We start from the raw sequence: 16,117 nt of genomic DNA on the forward strand, positions 1-16,117 counted from the left end.
AGCCGGAAGCCTCGGGCCCCGTTCATTCACTTGAACGGGGCTTTTGTGCGTAATAAAGAACGTTTCTCGATAAGCCACGGCATAATGCACGCCGTGAACACAATTTCCGAACGGACAAGGCAAGCGACGTGTTGAAGAAAACCCTGTTCCAGTTGCACTGGTTTTTTGGCATCACTGCCGGGCTGGTGCTGGCCCTGATGGGCATCACCGGCGCTGCCTATTCGTTTCAGGACGAGATCCTGAAAGCCCTCAACCCATCCGTGTTGCAGGTGGAGAAGCAGGTGGCCGGCGTCCTGCCGCCCGCCGACCTGGTGGCGCACATCGAAGCGGCCTCGGGCAAGAAAGTCTCGATGCTCTCGGTCGAAACCGAAAGCGGCAGCGTCGGACGCGTCTGGTTCACCCCGCCGAAAGGTGAGCGTCGTGGCGAGATGCGCTACTTCGATCCCTACACCGCCGAGTTCAAGGGCGAGGCCACCGGCCAGGACTTCTTCGGCCTGATGCTGCAACTGCACCGGTTCCTCGCCATGGGCGATACCGGCCGCAACATTACCGGCGCCTGCACCCTGATGCTGCTGTTCTTCTGCCTGTCCGGCCTGTACCTGCGCTGGCCACGCCAGTGGAACAGCTGGCGCGTGTGGCTGACCCTGGACTGGAAGAAAAAGGGCCGCAGCTTCAACTGGGACCTGCACTCGGTGTTCGGCACCTGGTGCATGCTGGTTTACCTGTTGCTGGCGCTGACCGGTCTGTCCTGGTCCTACGAGTGGTACAACAAAGGACTGACGAAATTGCTGTCGGATGCGCCGCAGAACGAACGTGTGCGCGGCGGACGCGGCCCGGCACCTGAAGGCCCGGCGCCGACCGCCGATTACGCCGCAATGTGGGTCAGCATCTACAGCTCCGCAGGTCCAGGCCTCGCCTCCTACAACATCCGCATGCCGCCTGTGGCCGGCCAACCGGCGACCGTGTTCTATCTGCTCGACAGCTCGCCCCACGAGCGCGCGCTGAACCAGATCACCCTCGACCCGGCCACCGGCGTCGTCAAACGCGTCGACCGCTACGCCGACAAAAGCTTCAAGGCGCAATTGCTGACCAGCATTTACGCGCTGCACGTCGGCAGCTATTTCGGTCTGGTCGGGCGGATCATCGTGACGGTCGCAGCGGTGCTGATGCCGCTGTTCTTTATCACCGGATGGCTGTTGTACCTCGATCGCCGCCGCAAGAAAAAGCAGATCAAGGATGCCCGCCAAGGCCTCGAGCAACCGACCGGTGACACCCCGGCATGGTTGATCGGTTTCGCCAGCCAGAGCGGTTTTGCCGAGCAACTCGCTTGGCAGACCGCCGGCCAGTTGCAGGCAGCAGGATTGCCGGTGAAGGTGCAGCCGCTGGCGAATGTCAGCGAGCAGGATCTGCAGGAATCCAACAATGCGCTGTTCGTGGTCAGCACCTTCGGCGACGGCGAAGCACCGGACAGCGCTCGCGGTTTCGAACGCAAAGTGCTGAACAACGCCTCGACACTCGACAGCCTCAATTACGCCGTACTCGGTCTCGGCGACCGTCAGTATCAGCACTTCTGCGGTTTCGCCCGACGTCTGCACCAATGGCTGGGCGAGCATGGCGGCAAGACGCTGTTCGCTCCGGTGGAGGTCGACAATGGTGATCCTTACGCACTGCGTCACTGGCAGACCCAGCTCGGCCTGATCACCGGGCAAGCACCGGTCGACACCTGGCAGGCACCGAGCTACAGCAACTGGACGCTGGAACGCCGCGAACTGATGAACCCTGACAGCAGCGGTTCACCGGTTTTCCTGCTGGGTCTCTCGGCGCCTGACACCAGCAGCTGGCTCGCTGGCGATCTGGTGGAAGTGTTGCCACGCAACTGCCCGTGGGCCATCGAACATTTCCTCGACGGCCTCGGCATTCGTGGCGAAACCAGCGTGAAGGTCAACGGCCTGGAAGAATCGCTGGAAGTCGCCCTCGCCACCCGCCAGTTGCCCGAACACCGCGCCCATCTTGTAGGCCTGCATGCCCAGGCACTGGTCGATGCGATGGTGCCGCTGGCGATGCGCGAATACTCGATCGCCTCGATTGCTGCCGACGGCGTGCTGGAATTGATCGTGCGTCAGGAACAGCATTCTGACGGCACCCTCGGCATCGGTTCCGGATGGCTGACCGAACATGCGCAGGTAGGCGGCAGTATCAGTCTGCGGGTACGCCGCAACAGCGGCTTCCATCTGCCGAACCAGCCGGTGCCGATGATCTTGCTGGGCAACGGCACCGGCCTTGCCGGCCTGCGCAGCTTGCTCAAGGCGCGGATTGCCGACGGGCAGCAACGCCACTGGCTGCTGTTCGGCGAGCGCAATCGGGAGAACGATTTCCTGTGTCGCGCAGAACTCGAAGAGTGGCTGATCAACGGCGATCTGGCGCGACTGGACCTGGCGTTCTCGCGGGATCAGGCGCAGAAAATCTATGTGCAGGATCGCTTGCGCGAATCGGCTGCCGAGCTGAAGAAATGGCTGGCGGACGGTGCCGTGATCTACATCTGCGGCAGCTTGCAAGGCATGGCGTCAGGGGTGGATCAGGTGCTCAATGAAGTGTTGGGGGCCGCCGAAGTCGAACGCCTGATCGAACAGGGTCGTTATCGCCGCGACGTTTACTGATTCACCTGCATTCCTGTGGGAGCAAGCCTGCTCCCACAGGTTCACTGCATTTAGACTGGCTGCAGCTTCTGCTCAAACACCGCCACCCCATCCAGATCCCGCAACACCACACTCAACTCCCCGCTCTGCCCCTCGATGTTCACCTCGCCAAAAAACTGAAACCCGGCAAACGGTGAAGCGTTTTGCGTCGGCGGTGCTTTCTGAAACACCACTTCCGGGCCGAAGGTCTTGTCCAGCGGATTGGGCCCGAAACTCCCGGCATTCAGAGGCCCAGCGACAAACTCCCAGAACGGCTCGAAATCCTGGAACGCGGCCCGATCCGGGTGATAGTGATGCGCCGCGCAGTAATGCACGTCCGCCGTCAGGAACACGAAATTGCGCACCTGTTGCGCCCGCAGAAACCCCAGCAATTCGGCGATTTCCAGTTCACGTCCCTGGGCCGGGCCGGGGTCGCCGTTGGCCACCGCTTCCCAACGCGGCACACCGGGGCTGACTTCGCCGTCCGGCACGCCGAGACCGATCGGCATGTCCGCAGCGATGACTTTCCACTGGGCTTTCGATGCCTTCAATCCGCGTTTGAGCCAGTTCAGTTGTTCACGCCCGAGGAACGGTTTTTCCGCCCCGAGATTATCGTCATTGGCGCCGCGATAACTGCGCATGTCGAGCACGAACACATCGAGCATCGGCCCGTAGCTCAGCTTGCGATAGATCCGCCCGCCACCGTCCGCTGCCTGACGGCGCATCGGCGAATATTCGAGCCAGGCCTGACGCGCACGGCCGACCAGGGTGTGGATATCTTTTTCCTGATAGCGTTCGTCGAGCTGTTTGCCCGGCGACCAGTTGTTGACCACTTCATGGTCATCCCATTGCCAGATCTGCGGCACTTCGGCGTTGAAGCGGCGGATGTTTTCGTCCATCAGGTTGTAGCGGTAATTGCCGCGATAGTCGTCGAGGGTCTGGGCGACCTTGCTTTTGGCTTCCGTGGTGAGGTTGCGCCAGATCCGGCCACCCTCAGTGGTCAGTTGCGCCGGCACCGGGCCGTCGGCGTAGATCGTGTCGCCGCTGTGGATAAAGAAGTCCGGCAGGCGCATGCGCATGGATTCGTAGATGCGCATGCCGCCGATATCGGGGTTGATGCCGAAGCCCTGGCCGACGGTGTCGCCGCTCCACACGAAGCGGATATTGCGCCGTGCGGTCGGTGCACTGCGCAGGTGGCCGAGCCACGGTTCGCTGGCAACACCAGTCTGGGCGTCCTTGAAATACACGCGGTAGAAAATCGCCTGATCGGCGGGCAATCCGGTGAGTTCGACGCGGGCGGTGAAATCGCTGCGCGCGTCGGCCAACGCGGAGATGACGCGTCGCGGATGGCGGAACTGACTGCGGGAGTCCCACTCCACCACCATCCGCGCCGGACGATCGCTGCGGCTCCAGATCATCGCCCGATCGCCCTGCAGGTCGCCGGACTGCACGCCGTCGGTGAGTTGCGGTCGATCCTTGACCGAGGCGATCACGGCCGGCGCCAGCCCTGGCATCAGCAAACCGGCGCCGACCACTTGCATCACGCGCCGGCGACCGAGGTTGAAATCGCTCATGCTGTTCTCCCTGAAAAAAGGAAAACTTAACCATCACCAGATGAAGCGGGTATGACACCTCAGGCGTTGGCGGGCGCCAGCGCCAGTTCGACGGCTTCCGGCCGCTTGACCAGCGCATACACCACCGCCGTCAGCAGGCTGCCCGCGACGATTGCCAGCAGATACAACAGCGCATGGTTGATCGCGTTCGGGATCGCCAGCACAAACAGGCCACCGTGCGGCGCCATCAGCTTGCAGCCGAAGTACATCGACAGCGCACCGGTCAGCGCACCGCCGGCAATGCTCGCCGGGATCACCCGCAATGGGTCTTTCGCGGCAAACGGAATTGCCCCTTCGGAAATAAAGCACAAGCCCAGCACCAGCGCCGCCTTACCCGCCTCCCGTTCAGTCTGGGCGAACTTGCGCCGAGCGATGAAGGTGGCGATGCCGAGACCAATCGGCGGCACCATCCCGGCAGCCATGGTCGCGGCCATCGGAGCATAACTCTGCGAGGCCAGCAGCCCCACCGAGAACGCATAGGCGGCCTTGTTGATCGGCCCGCCGAGGTCGACGCACATCATGCCGCCCAGCAGCACACCGAGCAGGATCGCGTTGGTGGTGCCCATGCTGTCGAGGAAATGCGTCAGCGCCGCGAGCATCCCGGCCACCGGTTTGCCGACCACGTAAATCATCACCAGCCCGGTGATCAGACTGGCGAACAGCGGGATGATCAGAATCGGTTTCAGCGCTTCCAGACTTTGCGGCAACGCCACATAACGACTGATCAGCTTCGCCGCATAACCAGCGATGAAACCGGCGACGATCCCGCCGATGAATCCGGCGCCCAGGGTGCTCGCCAGCAATCCACCAATCATTCCCGGCGCCAGACCCGGACGGTCAGCAATCGAGTAGGCGATGTAACCGGCCAGCAACGGCACCATCAATTTGAACGCGGTCTCGCCACCGATCTGCATCAGCGCCGCCGCCAGCGTGCCTTCTTCCTTGAACGCGGTGATGCCGAACACGAACGACAAGGCGATCATCAAGCCGCCCGCCACCACCATCGGCAGCATGAACGACACACCGGTCAGCAGGTGTTTGTAAACGCCGGTTTTCTCTTGTTTGGCCGGGGCCTTGCCGTCGCTCGCGGCGCTTTCCTGCTTGCCTTCGGCCAGGGCTTTTTTCAGCGTGGCCTCGGATTGCTTCAGCGCGATTCCGGTGCCGCAGCGGTAGATTTTCTTGCCGGCGAAACGCTCGGTGGCGACTTCGATATCCGCTGCCAGCAGCACCACCTCGGCCTCGGCAATTGCCGTCGCGCTCAGTGGATTTCGCGCGCCGACCGAGCCCTGGGTTTCCACTTGAAACTCATAGCCCAGGCGCTTGGCCGCTTGCTGCAAGGCTTCGGCCGCCATGAAGGTATGGGCGACGCCGGTCGGGCACGCGGTGACAGCGACGATGCGAGGCGCGCGTTGCTCCGCGGCCGTCGGTGCAACTTCGCTGGCAACATGAATTTCGGCTTCTTCGGCACCGCGACGCAGCACCGCTTCGACATCCTGCAGCGCTTGCGCCGGGGCAATCCTGTAGACCCGTTTGCCGACGAATCGGGTCATGTCGACCGATCCGGTGGTCACCAGCAACACCCACTCCGCCGCCTCAATCGTCGCCGCCGACAATTCGCGTTCCGGATGCGCCGCATCCACCACTTCGACGCTGGTGCTCCAGCCCTGACGCTGGGCCGCAGCATCCAGCAGCCGGGCGCACAGCACACTGGTGACCATGCCGTTCGGGCAGGCCGTGACAATGGCTAACTTCATGACAAACCCTCTTATTGTTCTATCAGGGGGCGCACGCGCACGCCCTGTTCGAGCTGCGCCAGTTGCGCAGCATCGTGAATACCGAAACCGATCTGGGTCACCGCCTGCGCCGCAATCGCGGTGGCTGTGCGCAGGGTTTGCTCCGGCGTATCGGCGCTGAGCAGACCGTGCAGCATGCCGGCCAGCAACGAGTCACCGGCTCCGACTGTGCTGGCGACGCTGACCTTCGGCGGCGTGGCGTGCAACGCCGAGCCGACACTGAACCAGTTCACACCTTCTGCGCCGTGGGAAATCACCACATGCTCGATGCCTTGAGCATGCAGCCGATTGGCCGCCTCAGCCTGAGCGGCGTGAGACAGCACTTCACAGCCGAGCGCATCGGCCAGTTCTTCAGTGTTGGGCTTGATCAGCCACGGGCCAGCCTTGAGTGCCGTGCGCAGCGCTTCGCCGCTGGTGTCCAACGCGACTTTCAGGCCCAGCCCCTTCAGGCGCTCGATCAACTCACGCAACCACTTCGCACTGACCCCGCGCGGCAGACTGCCGGCGACCACCACCGCGTCATGCCCCGGTGCAATCTGCACCAGACGCTCCAGCAACGCCTGTTGCGCCACCACGCCGACCACCGGGCCCGGGCCGTTGATGTCGGTGATGCGTCCGTCCCGTTCCGCGACCTTGATGTTGCTGCGAGTCTCGCCCGGCACACGGATGAAGGCGTCGACAAAACCACGCTTGGCGAACAGGGTTTCGAACGCCTGCAGATTGTCTTCACCGAGAAAGCCGCTGACCGTCAGTTGATGACCGAGGTCGGCCAGCACTTGCGCGACGTTGACGCCCTTGCCGGCGGCGTGAGTGTGCATTTCGTCGCTGCGATTGACCTGACCGGCCTCCAGACGCGGCAACTGCACCGTGAGGTCCAGCGCCGGGTTGAGGGTCAGGGTAAGAATCTTGGCCATTACAGGGCCTCCACTAATGCGCGCACTTCGTTGGCGCTGCCCACGGCCAGGGCTTGTTGAGCAAGGGTTTGAGTCTGGGTCAGGCTGAGTTCGCGGATGCGCGCCTTGACCTCGGCGATGCTGCGTCCGGAGACGCTCAGCTCATCCACACCAAGGCCGACCAGCACCGGCACCGCCAGCGGGTCCGCCGCCAGTTCGCCGCACACGCCGACCCATTTGCCGTGGGCATGAGCCGCGCGCACGGTGATGTCGATCAGTTGCAGCACCGCCGGGTGCAGGCCGTCAGCCTGGGCGGACAGGGTCGGATGACCACGGTCGATGGCCAGGGTGTATTGCGTCAGGTCGTTGGTGCCGACGCTGAAGAAATCGACTTCTTTGGCCAGCACTGGCGCCAGCAACGCGGCGGACGGCACTTCGATCATGATCCCCAGTTGCAGGTCGGCGACCGGGATTTCCAGGCGCAGGCGCTCGGTCATGTCGCGGGCCTGACGCCACTCGTCGACGCTGCCGACCATCGGGAACATGATCCGCAGCGGGCGGTTGTCCGCCGAGCGCAGCAAGGCGCGCAACTGCGCTTCCATGATCTGCGGACGCTGCAAGGTCAGCCGAATCCCGCGTACGCCGAGGAACGGGTTTTCTTCCTTGGCAATCGGCCAATACGGCAACGGTTTATCGCCGCCGACATCGAGGGTGCGCACCACCAGCGGCCGACCGGCGAGGCCATCGAGGACGCGGCGGTATTCGGCTTCCTGAGTCGCCTCGTCCGGCGCCTGTGGATGAGCCATGAAAATCAGTTCGGTGCGCAGCAGGCCGATGCCTTCGGCGCCCTGCTCCACCGCGCTGATCACACCGGCGCTTTCACCGATGTTGGCGAACACTTCCACGGCGTGGCCGTCGGTGGTGTGCGCCGGTTGATGGCGTTGTTCGGCGGCGGCCTTCAGGCGTTGTTCGCGGGTGTCGCGTTCTTCGCTGGCGCGTTGCAGGGTCGCGGCATCGGCATCGACATGCAGGCGACCGCGCTGGCCATCGAGCAGCAACGGCGTGCCCGGTTTCAGCAGCAATACCGCAGCGCCCGCACCGACCAGCGCCGGAATCCCCAGCGCGCGGGCCACGATGGCGCTGTGTGCGGTGGCGCCGCCACGGGCGGTGAGAATCCCCGCGACCCGCGCCGGATCCAGCCGCGCGACGTCGGACGGGCCGACCTCATCCATCACCAGAATGTACGGCTGCTCAGGCTCGGTGGGCGTCTGCACGCCGCACAGTTGCGCCAGCACTCGACGCCCGATGTCGCGCAGATCGGCAGCACGTTCGGCGAGCAAGGCGTCCTGCAACGCTTCCTGTTGTTTTGCGGCGGCCTCGATCACCGCCATCCACGCTGCCTCGGCGCTTTCGCCTTGCTTGAGGCGGGTGTCGACTTCGTCGGTGAGCTCCGGGTCGTCGAGCATTTCCTGGTGGGTGATGAAAATCTCGCGGATTGCCTTGGCCTTGCTGCGCTCGATCAGGCCCTGAATGTCCTGACGCACGTCGGCCAGGGCATTTTTCAGACGCTCGCGCTCAATGGTGGCGGACTCACCGCGCAACGGGTAATCAATGGTTTGCTGGACCTGAATGTGCGCCGGGCCGATGGCAATGCCGGGGGCGGCGGGAATGGCTTGCAGCAGGCTGCCGGAGGTCGGGGCGCTCAAGACTTCGGCGATGTCGGCGATCACTTCACGTTGTTGGCTCACGGCCGGCAACGGTTCGACTTCTTCGCCGAGGCCTTCTTCGATGGCCGCCAGCAAGGCCGGCAAGGCGTCGGCGGCGATGTTCGGTTCGGCGATGATTTCCAGCACCTGGCCGCGACGGGCGCCGAGGCTCAGCAGTTTGCTCAGGCTCTTCACCGACACGGCGCTGTCCTGGCCGTCGACGATGCGGATGCGAATCTCACCGTCAAAACGCTTCGCCAGTTGGGCGAGGATCTTCGCCGGCCGCGCATGCAAACCATGGGCGTTGGCCAGTGCGATACGCGCACTCGGCCAGTCCGCAGGCAACTCGCCGCCGAGCACTTCGAGGACTTTGCGGCTGCTGGTGGCGCGGCCCAGTTCATGGCCACGACCTTCGATCAGCAACGCGCACAAACGCTCCAGCAACGCCTGATGCGCTTCGCCGAGGCTGGCCAGGCAAAACAGACCGCTGAGCGGCTGACCGAGGTAACGCATCGGTTTGTCCGGAGTGACGAAGGCCAGGCCCGGACGCTTCACGGTCTGCTCGCTGTGCAGCCACCACAGGCCATCGCCCAGCGGCAGCGCTTCGACTTGCTGCAACACACCGGCAAAACCGTTGCTCACGCAATCGGCCTGACGCAGCAGACGTGCACCGCGCCAGACCAGTTCTTCGAAATCGTCGGCGGAGACCCCGAGGCCGATCATCTGCGCATCCAGCGCCAGTTCCTGTGGCGCGCCTTGCAACAGTTTCAGCAGCGCTTCAGGCGAACTGGCGCGGCGCAGAGCCTGGCCCAGATCGGTTTCGCCGAGGGCGCGGGTGAGCAATTGCAGCAGGCGCAGGTGTTCGTCGGATTTGGCCGCGATGCCGATGGCCAGATAGACGATCTGGCCGTCGCCCCAATCCACGCCGTCGGGAAACTGCATCAACCGCACGCCGGTGGCAAACACCTGATCGCGGGTTTCGGGCGTGCCGTGGGGGATTGCAATGCCTTGACCGAGGAAGGTCGAGCCCTGGGCTTCCCGCGCCTGCAAACCGGCAAGGTAACCGTCGGCGACCAGACCATCGGCCACCAGATGATCGGCCAGCAATTGCAGGGCAGCGGGTTTATCCACAGCCGATTGGCCCATGGATATCTGCTCTATAGTGAGCTCGAGCATGCGTTCTCCTTTTTGGCGTCACGGGGCGCCAGGTATTGTTTTGAATGGTTCCAGCTTAGGCGCTTGTGCGCTTCCCTTTCAGGAGGCAGTTTTGGCGGTTTCACGGCAGCACCGGCCAAAGGCGTCTAAAACGTAGAAAATACGCTTGCTGAAACGTTTAATCTAGATTGATCGGCACGTTACTCGATAATGTCTCATCCTTGAAGTCCAACTTGTCGGATGCGCTGCGACAATGGTCGCCTGCCTGAATCGGGTAGGATTGGCGAAAATGTGGCGGCAAGCTCGAAAAAACAAGGAAATCCCGGGTTGAAACTCAGTGATATCGCGCGGTTGGCCGGAGTGTCCGTGACCACCGCCAGCTACGTCATCAACGGCAAGGCCGAACAGCAACGCATCAGCACCGCGACCGTCGAGCGGGTGCGGGCGGTGGTCGATCAGCACGGCTTTACCCCCAATCCCCAGGCGGCCGGGCTGCGCAGTCGGCACACCCGGACCCTGGGTTTTATCCTGCCGGACCTGGAAAACCCCAGTTACGCGCGGATCGCCAAGCTGCTGGAACAAGGCGCCCGAGCGCGGGGCTATCAGTTGCTGATCGCCAGTTCCGACGATGCGCCGGACAGCGAACGGCAACTGCTGCAACTGTTCCGCGCCCGACGCTGCGATGCGTTGATCGTCGCCAGTTGCCTGCCGGCCGGTGACGACAGCTACCGCCAGTTGCAGGCCAAGGGCTTGCCGGTCATCGCCATCGACCGGGTGATGGATCCGGAACACTTCTGCTCGGTGGTCAGCGACGACCGCGAGGCCAGCCTGCACCTGACCGAAAGCCTGCTCGACCCGCAGCCGAAACAGATCGTGCTGCTGGGCGCCCGCCCGGAACTGAGCATCAGCCAGGAACGCGCCGCCGGCTTCAAACAGGCTCTCACGGGCTTCAAAGGCGAAGTGCTGATCGAGCACGCCGAGTCCTTCAGCCGCGAGTGCGGCAAGCAATTGATGGAAGAACTCCTGCAACGACTCGGGCATTTGCCCGATGCACTGGTGACCACGTCCTACGTGCTGTTGCAGGGTGTGTTCGATGCGCTGCATGACTTCCCGCTGAAAAACCGCCCGCTGCGCCTTGGCACATTTGGCGACACCCAGTTGCTGGACTTCCTGCCGCTGCCGGTCAACGCCATGGCCCAGCAGCACCAGCTGATCGCCGACAAGGCGCTGGCACTGGCGCTGGCGGCGGTCGAGCAAGCGGATTACCAGCCTGGCGTGCAAGCCATCGCCCGTACCTTCAAGCAGCGTATTCATCGGGACTGAACCGTGGAGCTGATCGACAGCCACACCCACCTGGACTTTCCCGACTTCGACGCCGACCGTGCGGCGTTGCTGGCTGAAAGCCGTGCCCTCGGGGTACGGCGGATGGTGGTGCTGGGGGTGTATGAGGGCAACTGGCAGCGGGTGTGGGATCTGGTGCAAAGCGATCCCGACCTGTACGCGGCTTTCGGCTTGCACCCGGTCTATCTCGATCAGCATCGGCCAGAAGATTTGCTTGCACTGGGCGATTGGCTGACACGGCTGCGCGGTCATCGGCAACTGTGCGCCGTCGGCGAAATCGGACTGGATTACTTCATCGAAACCCTCGACCGCGAACGCCAGCAAGCGCTGTTCGACGCGCAACTGCAACTGGCAGCGGATTTCGAATTACCGGCGTTGATTCATGTGCGGCGCAGTCATGCGGCGGTGATTGCCACGCTCAAGCGCTTCAAGCTCAAGCGCGGGGGCATCATCCATGCCTTCGCCGGCAGTCGTGAAGAGGCGCGGGAATACATCAAGCTCGGCTTCAAACTCGGCCTCGGTGGCGCACCCACCTGGCCCCAGGCCTTGCGCATGCATCGGGTGCTGGCCGACTTGCCACTGGGTTCGGTGGTGCTTGAAACCGACTCACCGGACATGGCGCCTGCCATGTACCCCGGCGTGCGCAATACACCGGCACATTTGCCGGCCATCTGCACGGCACTTGCCGGGTTGATGAACGTCACTGCAGAACAACTCGCCGAGGCCAGCACTGCCAACGGCTGCGAAGTGTTCGGCTGGTAGTCAGTCGTCGAGGGACCTGACGGCGTCGAGCGTCAGGGTCATGTGTTGGCGGTGGTGAACCAGGCGCATCAGTGCGAAGTACACGAAAATCACGATCAAAGAGGCATTCAACTGTTCCGTCACGTTGAGCAGCCCGATCCATTCCATCACCAGCGCCACCAGCAACGCGGTGCACACCGTCAACGATGCACTGAAGCGCAACCAGCCCAGCGAATCGAGGGATCTGAAGCGTCTGATCTGTTTCGGGCAGCGCAGCTCCAGGCTTTTCTGGCAGTGGGCACAGGTGAACGGTTCATTGATCGCAATGGCATTCAGTTGCCAGGGTTTGAGCAGCAGCGTGGTCTGACAATGGGCACAGCGGCCCTGGACTCCCAGGGTTGCAACAGACATGCGTGGCCTCCTCCAAACGGTCAGTTGATGTGATCTTGATCCATTGAAGACGAAAAATCAGAGCACGGAGGAAATCAGGAAATTGCTTACAAACGTAAGCAAAGAAGTACTACAAATTATTCCGACAAACCTGCCTCCCGAGAGGCAGGCTGCTTAAACCCGGAAGGCGCTGATCAACTGCTTCAACTCAACCACCTGCGCCGACAGGGCCCGACTCGCGTTTTCAGTCTGATAGGCACCTTCGGCCGTGCGCTCACCGGCGCGGTTGATCTCGACGATGTTCTGGTCGATGTCATGGGCGACAGCGGTCTGCTGCTCCACGGCGGCGGCGATCTGCTGGTTCTGATCGACGATCATGCCTACCGCACCGAGGATGTTTTCCAGCGCCTGCTGGACCTTTTCCGATTGGCCGACGGTGCCATTGGCCATCGAATGGCTGACACCCATGGCCTTCACCGCTGCGCCAACCCCGCCGTGCAGCCTGGCGATCATCTGCTCGATTTCCTCGGTCGATTGTTGAGTGCGTTTGGCCAGGGTCCGAACCTCGTCCGCCACCACCGCAAAACCTCGTCCCTGTTCCCCGGCCCGCGCCGCTTCGATCGCCGCGTTGAGGGCCAACAGATTGGTCTGCTCGGCGATGCTCTTGATCACCTCCAGCACCCGGCTGATCGACTGGCTGTCGCTGGCCAACTGGTTGATCACCAGCACCGACTGATCAATCTCGCTGGCCAGTGCCGCGATGCTGCCCTGTTGCGACTCCACCAGGCCACGTCCGCTGATGGTTTCGTCGTTGACGCTGTGGGCGCTGCTCACCGCAGCCGCCGCACTGCGTGCAACTTCCTGCGAGGTGGCCGACATCTGGTTCATGGCCGTAGCCACTTGTTCGATCTGGGTGCGCTGTCCGGCCACGGCCTGATTGCTTTGCGCCGAGACGTTTTCCACTTGCCCGGCCTGACGCTCGACTTCGCCGACGGTATGCCCGACCCGCTCGATCAGGTCGTGGATCTTGCGCACCGTGCCATTGAACACTTCCCCCAGTTCGCCCAGTTCATCGCGGCTATGGGCTACGAAGTTGACCGTCATGTCCCCGGCGGCGACTTTGTCCATCATCGCGCCAAGGCGTTTGAGCGTGGTGCGGGTCGAGGCGTAGAAGCCGCCATAGAGATAGAAAATCAACACGAACACCACCGACAGCGCCACGGCCTGCAACACCATGTGCGTGCGGTTCTGCGCCAGACGCTGCTGCAATTGGGTATCGAGGAATTTCAGGGTGGCTTCGTTGAGCTGGTAAGTCCGGTCCATCAGGCCCGTGACCTGATCATAAAACGCCTGCCACGGCGCATCGAGGGTCTCGGCGACCACCACTTGCTCTTCGAAAATTTCGCTGGCCTGCTTCAGCGAGGCCTTGCTGGCGTCGGCCACGGTACTCAGCGAGTCCCGTGCGGCCTTGCTTGAGCCCAGTGCGTCCTGCAGTTTCAGCCCGTACTCGCCCTGAAGTTTTTCGATCTGTGCCAGCAGCTCATCGAACCGGGTACTGGAGGAACTGTTGAGAAACCCCTGCCCCAATGAATAAGAACCCATGGCCCGGCCTTCGCCGAGGGTCTGGGTGATGGCCGGCGTGATGGCTGTGACCAGCTCGCTGAGTTGGCGAATGTCACTCTGGGTGTCGCGGCTCAGACCGGCCTGGCTGGCGATGATCTGGCTGAAAATCTGTGCGCTGCCGAGCAGCTTGCCGATCAGCGCACTTTTGCTTTGCAGGGAGTTTTCCGCTTGCTGGGCCTTGAACGCGGTAATCATCTCATCGCGCTTGGCATCGAAGACCTTGATCTGCTCCGGGTCCTCGGTCATGGCCGTCAGCCCTTGCAGGCGCGCCAGTACGTTTTGCTCAAGGCCAGTGATTTGCGCTTCGACATTGCCGGCCTTGCCCGACTGGCCGAGGGTGACGTTGATCTGCACCAGGTTGTTGAGGGTTTCCAGATCCCGACGCAGGGTCAGGCTGCTGCCCAGCAGGTCGAGGCTTTGCAACTCCACCCGGGTGCCCTGGAATTCGCGATAGGAATCGCGCACCAGATAGAAGTTGGTCACCAGCATCGGTACCAGGAACAGCACGCTGATCAGGCTGAACTTCATGCCGAAGCTCAAGCGGTTCATCAGCGAGACGGCGGGATAGAGCAAGCTCTTCACTGGAAGTCTCCCTTGGTTTTTTCTTGTTTTTATTGGCAGGCGCGGGGCGACAGCAGATAGCCACTATCGGGCGCTATCTCTGTATAGCTCAAATCGAAGGGAGGTTTTGTAACTTAAGGTTAACGAGGGGGATTGCCCCCCTCGCTACACGCATGGACTACAACAGGACGACAGAAGTGCTAGTGCAGCACGGTCCACAGCGCAAATCCGGCATACCACAACACGGCGGCACGCAGCAGCAATTCCCACAGGCAATCGAGGGTGTTGATGCCTTCCGGGCCGACCGCGGCGGGCGGGATTTCCCCGGCAGCCAGACCGACCTTGTTGATCAATTGCGCGGCGCTGATGTTCCAGTTCAGCAGTTCATGCAGCATGACCCGGCTGACCGCAACAAAGTTGCCGACCAGGGCGAAACTCGCCGCCAGCAGGCGCACCGGCACCCAGTCGAACGCGTGCCGCAGTTGCCCTGCCCGCTCGGCCAGTGCCGGGTTCTGCGCGTTTTCTTCAGCCAGCGCCAGCAGGCGATAGCTCAGCGCGGCAACCGGACCGAGCAGGAAGTACCAGAAAATCACTGCAAAGAAGCTCTGGTAGGCCTGCCACAACAGATGGCGCTGCACTTGCTCCAGCAATTGCTCGCCACTTTCGGCACAGATATCCAGATCGCGTTTGGCCACATGGGCGGCGGCCTGCAAGTCTTCCCGGCGCCAGGCATCGCGGAACGGGCCGAGGCCGCCGAGCAGATCGCCGCGACCCAGGCTGTAAATCACCACCAGCAGATGCACCGGCAGGGCCAGCAAGCCGTAGGCGACCGGATCCAGCACCACCAGCAGTAACCCCAGCAACGCCACCGGCAGGAGAACCAGAATGACCAGCACCAGCCACGGCCGTTTTGCCAATTGGCCACTTTCAAGCTTGTGCAGTTCGCGGATCCATCCGCCATCGCGTTGAACCCGATGGCGCAGGGCCGAGAACTTCTCGATCCATACCGCCAGCAGTAACACCAGAAAACTCATTGTCCTTCCTCTTGTGCCAGGGCGGCGCGGTAGCGTGCCCAGTCGAATGCGGGTCCAGGGTCGGTCTTGCGTCCGGGTGCGATGTCGCTGTGCCCGCAGATGCGTTCGACAGTGATCGCCGGAAACGCTTTTTGCAAATGGCGGGTCAGCACAATCAACGCCTGATACTGCGCATCGGTGAACGGCAGATCATCGGTACCTTCGAGTTCGATGCCCACAGAAAAATCGTTACAGGTTTCCCGCCCTTCGAACACCGAAACGCCGGCATGCCAGGCACGCTCAAGACAGGAGACAAACTGGGTGACCTTGCCGTCACGTTCGATCAGGAAATGCGCGGAGACGCGCAGGTCGGCGATCCCTGCAAAATAGGGATGCTCCGTGACATCCAGACGATTCTGGAAAAATTCCTGCACCTTGCCGGTGGCGAACTGCGCCGGCGGCAGGCTGATGTTGTGGATGACCAACAGGGACACTTCGCCCGCTGGGCGTTCATTGAAGTTGGGCGACGGGCAGACCTGCACCCCGTGACACCACCCGCTTGCGGGATCCAACTGCATACCGATTCCTTCAACGCCGACTGTGTTGGCGCCCA

Annotated in this window: 11 protein-coding genes; 3 read left to right on the forward strand and 8 right to left on the reverse strand. The window is 62.5% G+C overall.

Annotated elements, in window-relative coordinates; translation table 11 throughout:
- Positions 1-128 precede the first annotated feature (128 nt).
- Complete coding sequence (locus AC07N4_RS10750; protein ID WP_493065261.1) at positions 129-2,657, forward strand: PepSY domain-containing protein; 2,529 nt, start codon at positions 129-131, stop codon at positions 2,655-2,657.
- 50 nt (positions 2,658-2,707) lie between these two features.
- Here the strand turns inward: AC07N4_RS10750 and AC07N4_RS10755 are convergent, their stop codons facing one another.
- Genes AC07N4_RS10755 through ptsP form a run of 4 tightly spaced genes read right to left on the reverse strand, consistent with a single transcriptional unit; the run spans position 2,708 to position 9,856 of the window.
- Complete coding sequence (locus AC07N4_RS10755) at positions 2,708-4,249, reverse strand: alkaline phosphatase D family protein (RefSeq protein WP_493065260.1); 1,542 nt, start codon at positions 4,247-4,249, stop codon at positions 2,708-2,710.
- A 59-nt stretch (positions 4,250-4,308) separates the two neighbouring features.
- A complete protein-coding gene (locus tag AC07N4_RS10760; protein WP_102619408.1) occupies positions 4,309-6,042 on the reverse strand; it encodes a PTS fructose-like transporter subunit IIB in 1,734 nt (577 codons plus the stop codon).
- Between the two features lie 11 nt (positions 6,043-6,053).
- Positions 6,054-6,995 carry a 1-phosphofructokinase gene (pfkB, locus tag AC07N4_RS10765; RefSeq protein WP_493065259.1) on the reverse strand — a complete coding sequence of 314 codons (942 nt, stop codon included), beginning with the start codon at positions 6,993-6,995 and terminating at the stop codon, positions 6,054-6,056.
- A complete protein-coding gene (gene ptsP, locus AC07N4_RS10770; protein WP_493065258.1) occupies positions 6,995-9,856 on the reverse strand; it encodes a phosphoenolpyruvate--protein phosphotransferase in 2,862 nt (953 codons plus the stop codon). Before ptsP ends, pfkB begins: the two co-directional genes overlap by 1 nt.
- Before the next feature lie 306 nt (positions 9,857-10,162).
- Here ptsP and cra point away from each other — a divergent pair, with 306 nt between their 5' ends.
- Positions 10,163-11,158 (forward strand): catabolite repressor/activator, encoded by a 996-nt coding sequence (cra, locus tag AC07N4_RS10775; RefSeq protein WP_102619405.1) that lies wholly within the window; start codon positions 10,163-10,165, stop codon positions 11,156-11,158.
- 3 nt (positions 11,159-11,161) lie between these two features.
- Positions 11,162-11,938, forward strand: coding sequence for a TatD family hydrolase (locus tag AC07N4_RS10780; protein ID WP_102619404.1), 777 nt, complete (start codon positions 11,162-11,164; stop codon positions 11,936-11,938).
- Here AC07N4_RS10780 and AC07N4_RS10785 read toward each other — a convergent pair whose 3' ends face one another.
- From AC07N4_RS10785 to ampD, 4 genes are all read right to left on the reverse strand, one after another.
- The gene (locus AC07N4_RS10785) at positions 11,939-12,328 is read right to left on the reverse strand and encodes a hypothetical protein (protein ID WP_096818857.1); all 390 of its coding nucleotides are present in this window, start codon (positions 12,326-12,328) and stop codon (positions 11,939-11,941) included.
- A gap of 153 nt (positions 12,329-12,481) precedes the next feature.
- Positions 12,482-14,512 carry a methyl-accepting chemotaxis protein gene (locus tag AC07N4_RS10790; RefSeq protein WP_102619403.1) on the reverse strand — a complete coding sequence of 677 codons (2,031 nt, stop codon included), beginning with the start codon at positions 14,510-14,512 and terminating at the stop codon, positions 12,482-12,484.
- A gap of 179 nt (positions 14,513-14,691) precedes the next feature.
- A complete protein-coding gene (gene ampE, locus AC07N4_RS10795) occupies positions 14,692-15,525 on the reverse strand; it encodes a regulatory signaling modulator protein AmpE (protein ID WP_096818853.1) in 834 nt (277 codons plus the stop codon).
- Positions 15,522-16,082: a 1,6-anhydro-N-acetylmuramyl-L-alanine amidase AmpD gene (ampD, locus tag AC07N4_RS10800; protein ID WP_096818851.1), complete on the reverse strand. Its 561-nt coding sequence runs from the start codon at positions 16,080-16,082 to the stop codon at positions 15,522-15,524. Before ampD ends, ampE begins: the two co-directional genes overlap by 4 nt.
- Positions 16,083-16,117: the final 35 nt, after the last annotated feature.

The sequence above is a fragment of the Pseudomonas sp. GW821-FHT09E04 genome (assembly GCF_059416185.1).

What these genes read in the sequence shown, in the direction of transcription:
- AC07N4_RS10785 (WP_096818857.1), bottom strand. Translation starts at nt 12,328, where the DNA reads ATGTCTGTTGCAACCCTGGGAGTCCAGGGCCGCTGTGCCCATTGTCAG.
- ampE (WP_096818853.1), bottom strand. Translation starts at nt 15,525, where the DNA reads ATGAGTTTTCTGGTGTTACTGCTGGCGGTATGGATCGAGAAGTTCTCG.
- pfkB (WP_493065259.1), bottom strand. Translation starts at nt 6,995, where the DNA reads ATGGCCAAGATTCTTACCCTGACCCTCAACCCGGCGCTGGACCTCACG.
- AC07N4_RS10760 (WP_102619408.1), bottom strand. Translation starts at nt 6,042, where the DNA reads ATGAAGTTAGCCATTGTCACGGCCTGCCCGAACGGCATGGTCACCAGT.
- ptsP (WP_493065258.1), bottom strand. Translation starts at nt 9,856, where the DNA reads ATGCTCGAGCTCACTATAGAGCAGATATCCATGGGCCAATCGGCTGTG.
- ampD (WP_096818851.1), bottom strand. Translation starts at nt 16,082, where the DNA reads ATGCAGTTGGATCCCGCAAGCGGGTGGTGTCACGGGGTGCAGGTCTGC.
- AC07N4_RS10755 (WP_493065260.1), bottom strand. Translation starts at nt 4,249, where the DNA reads ATGAGCGATTTCAACCTCGGTCGCCGGCGCGTGATGCAAGTGGTCGGC.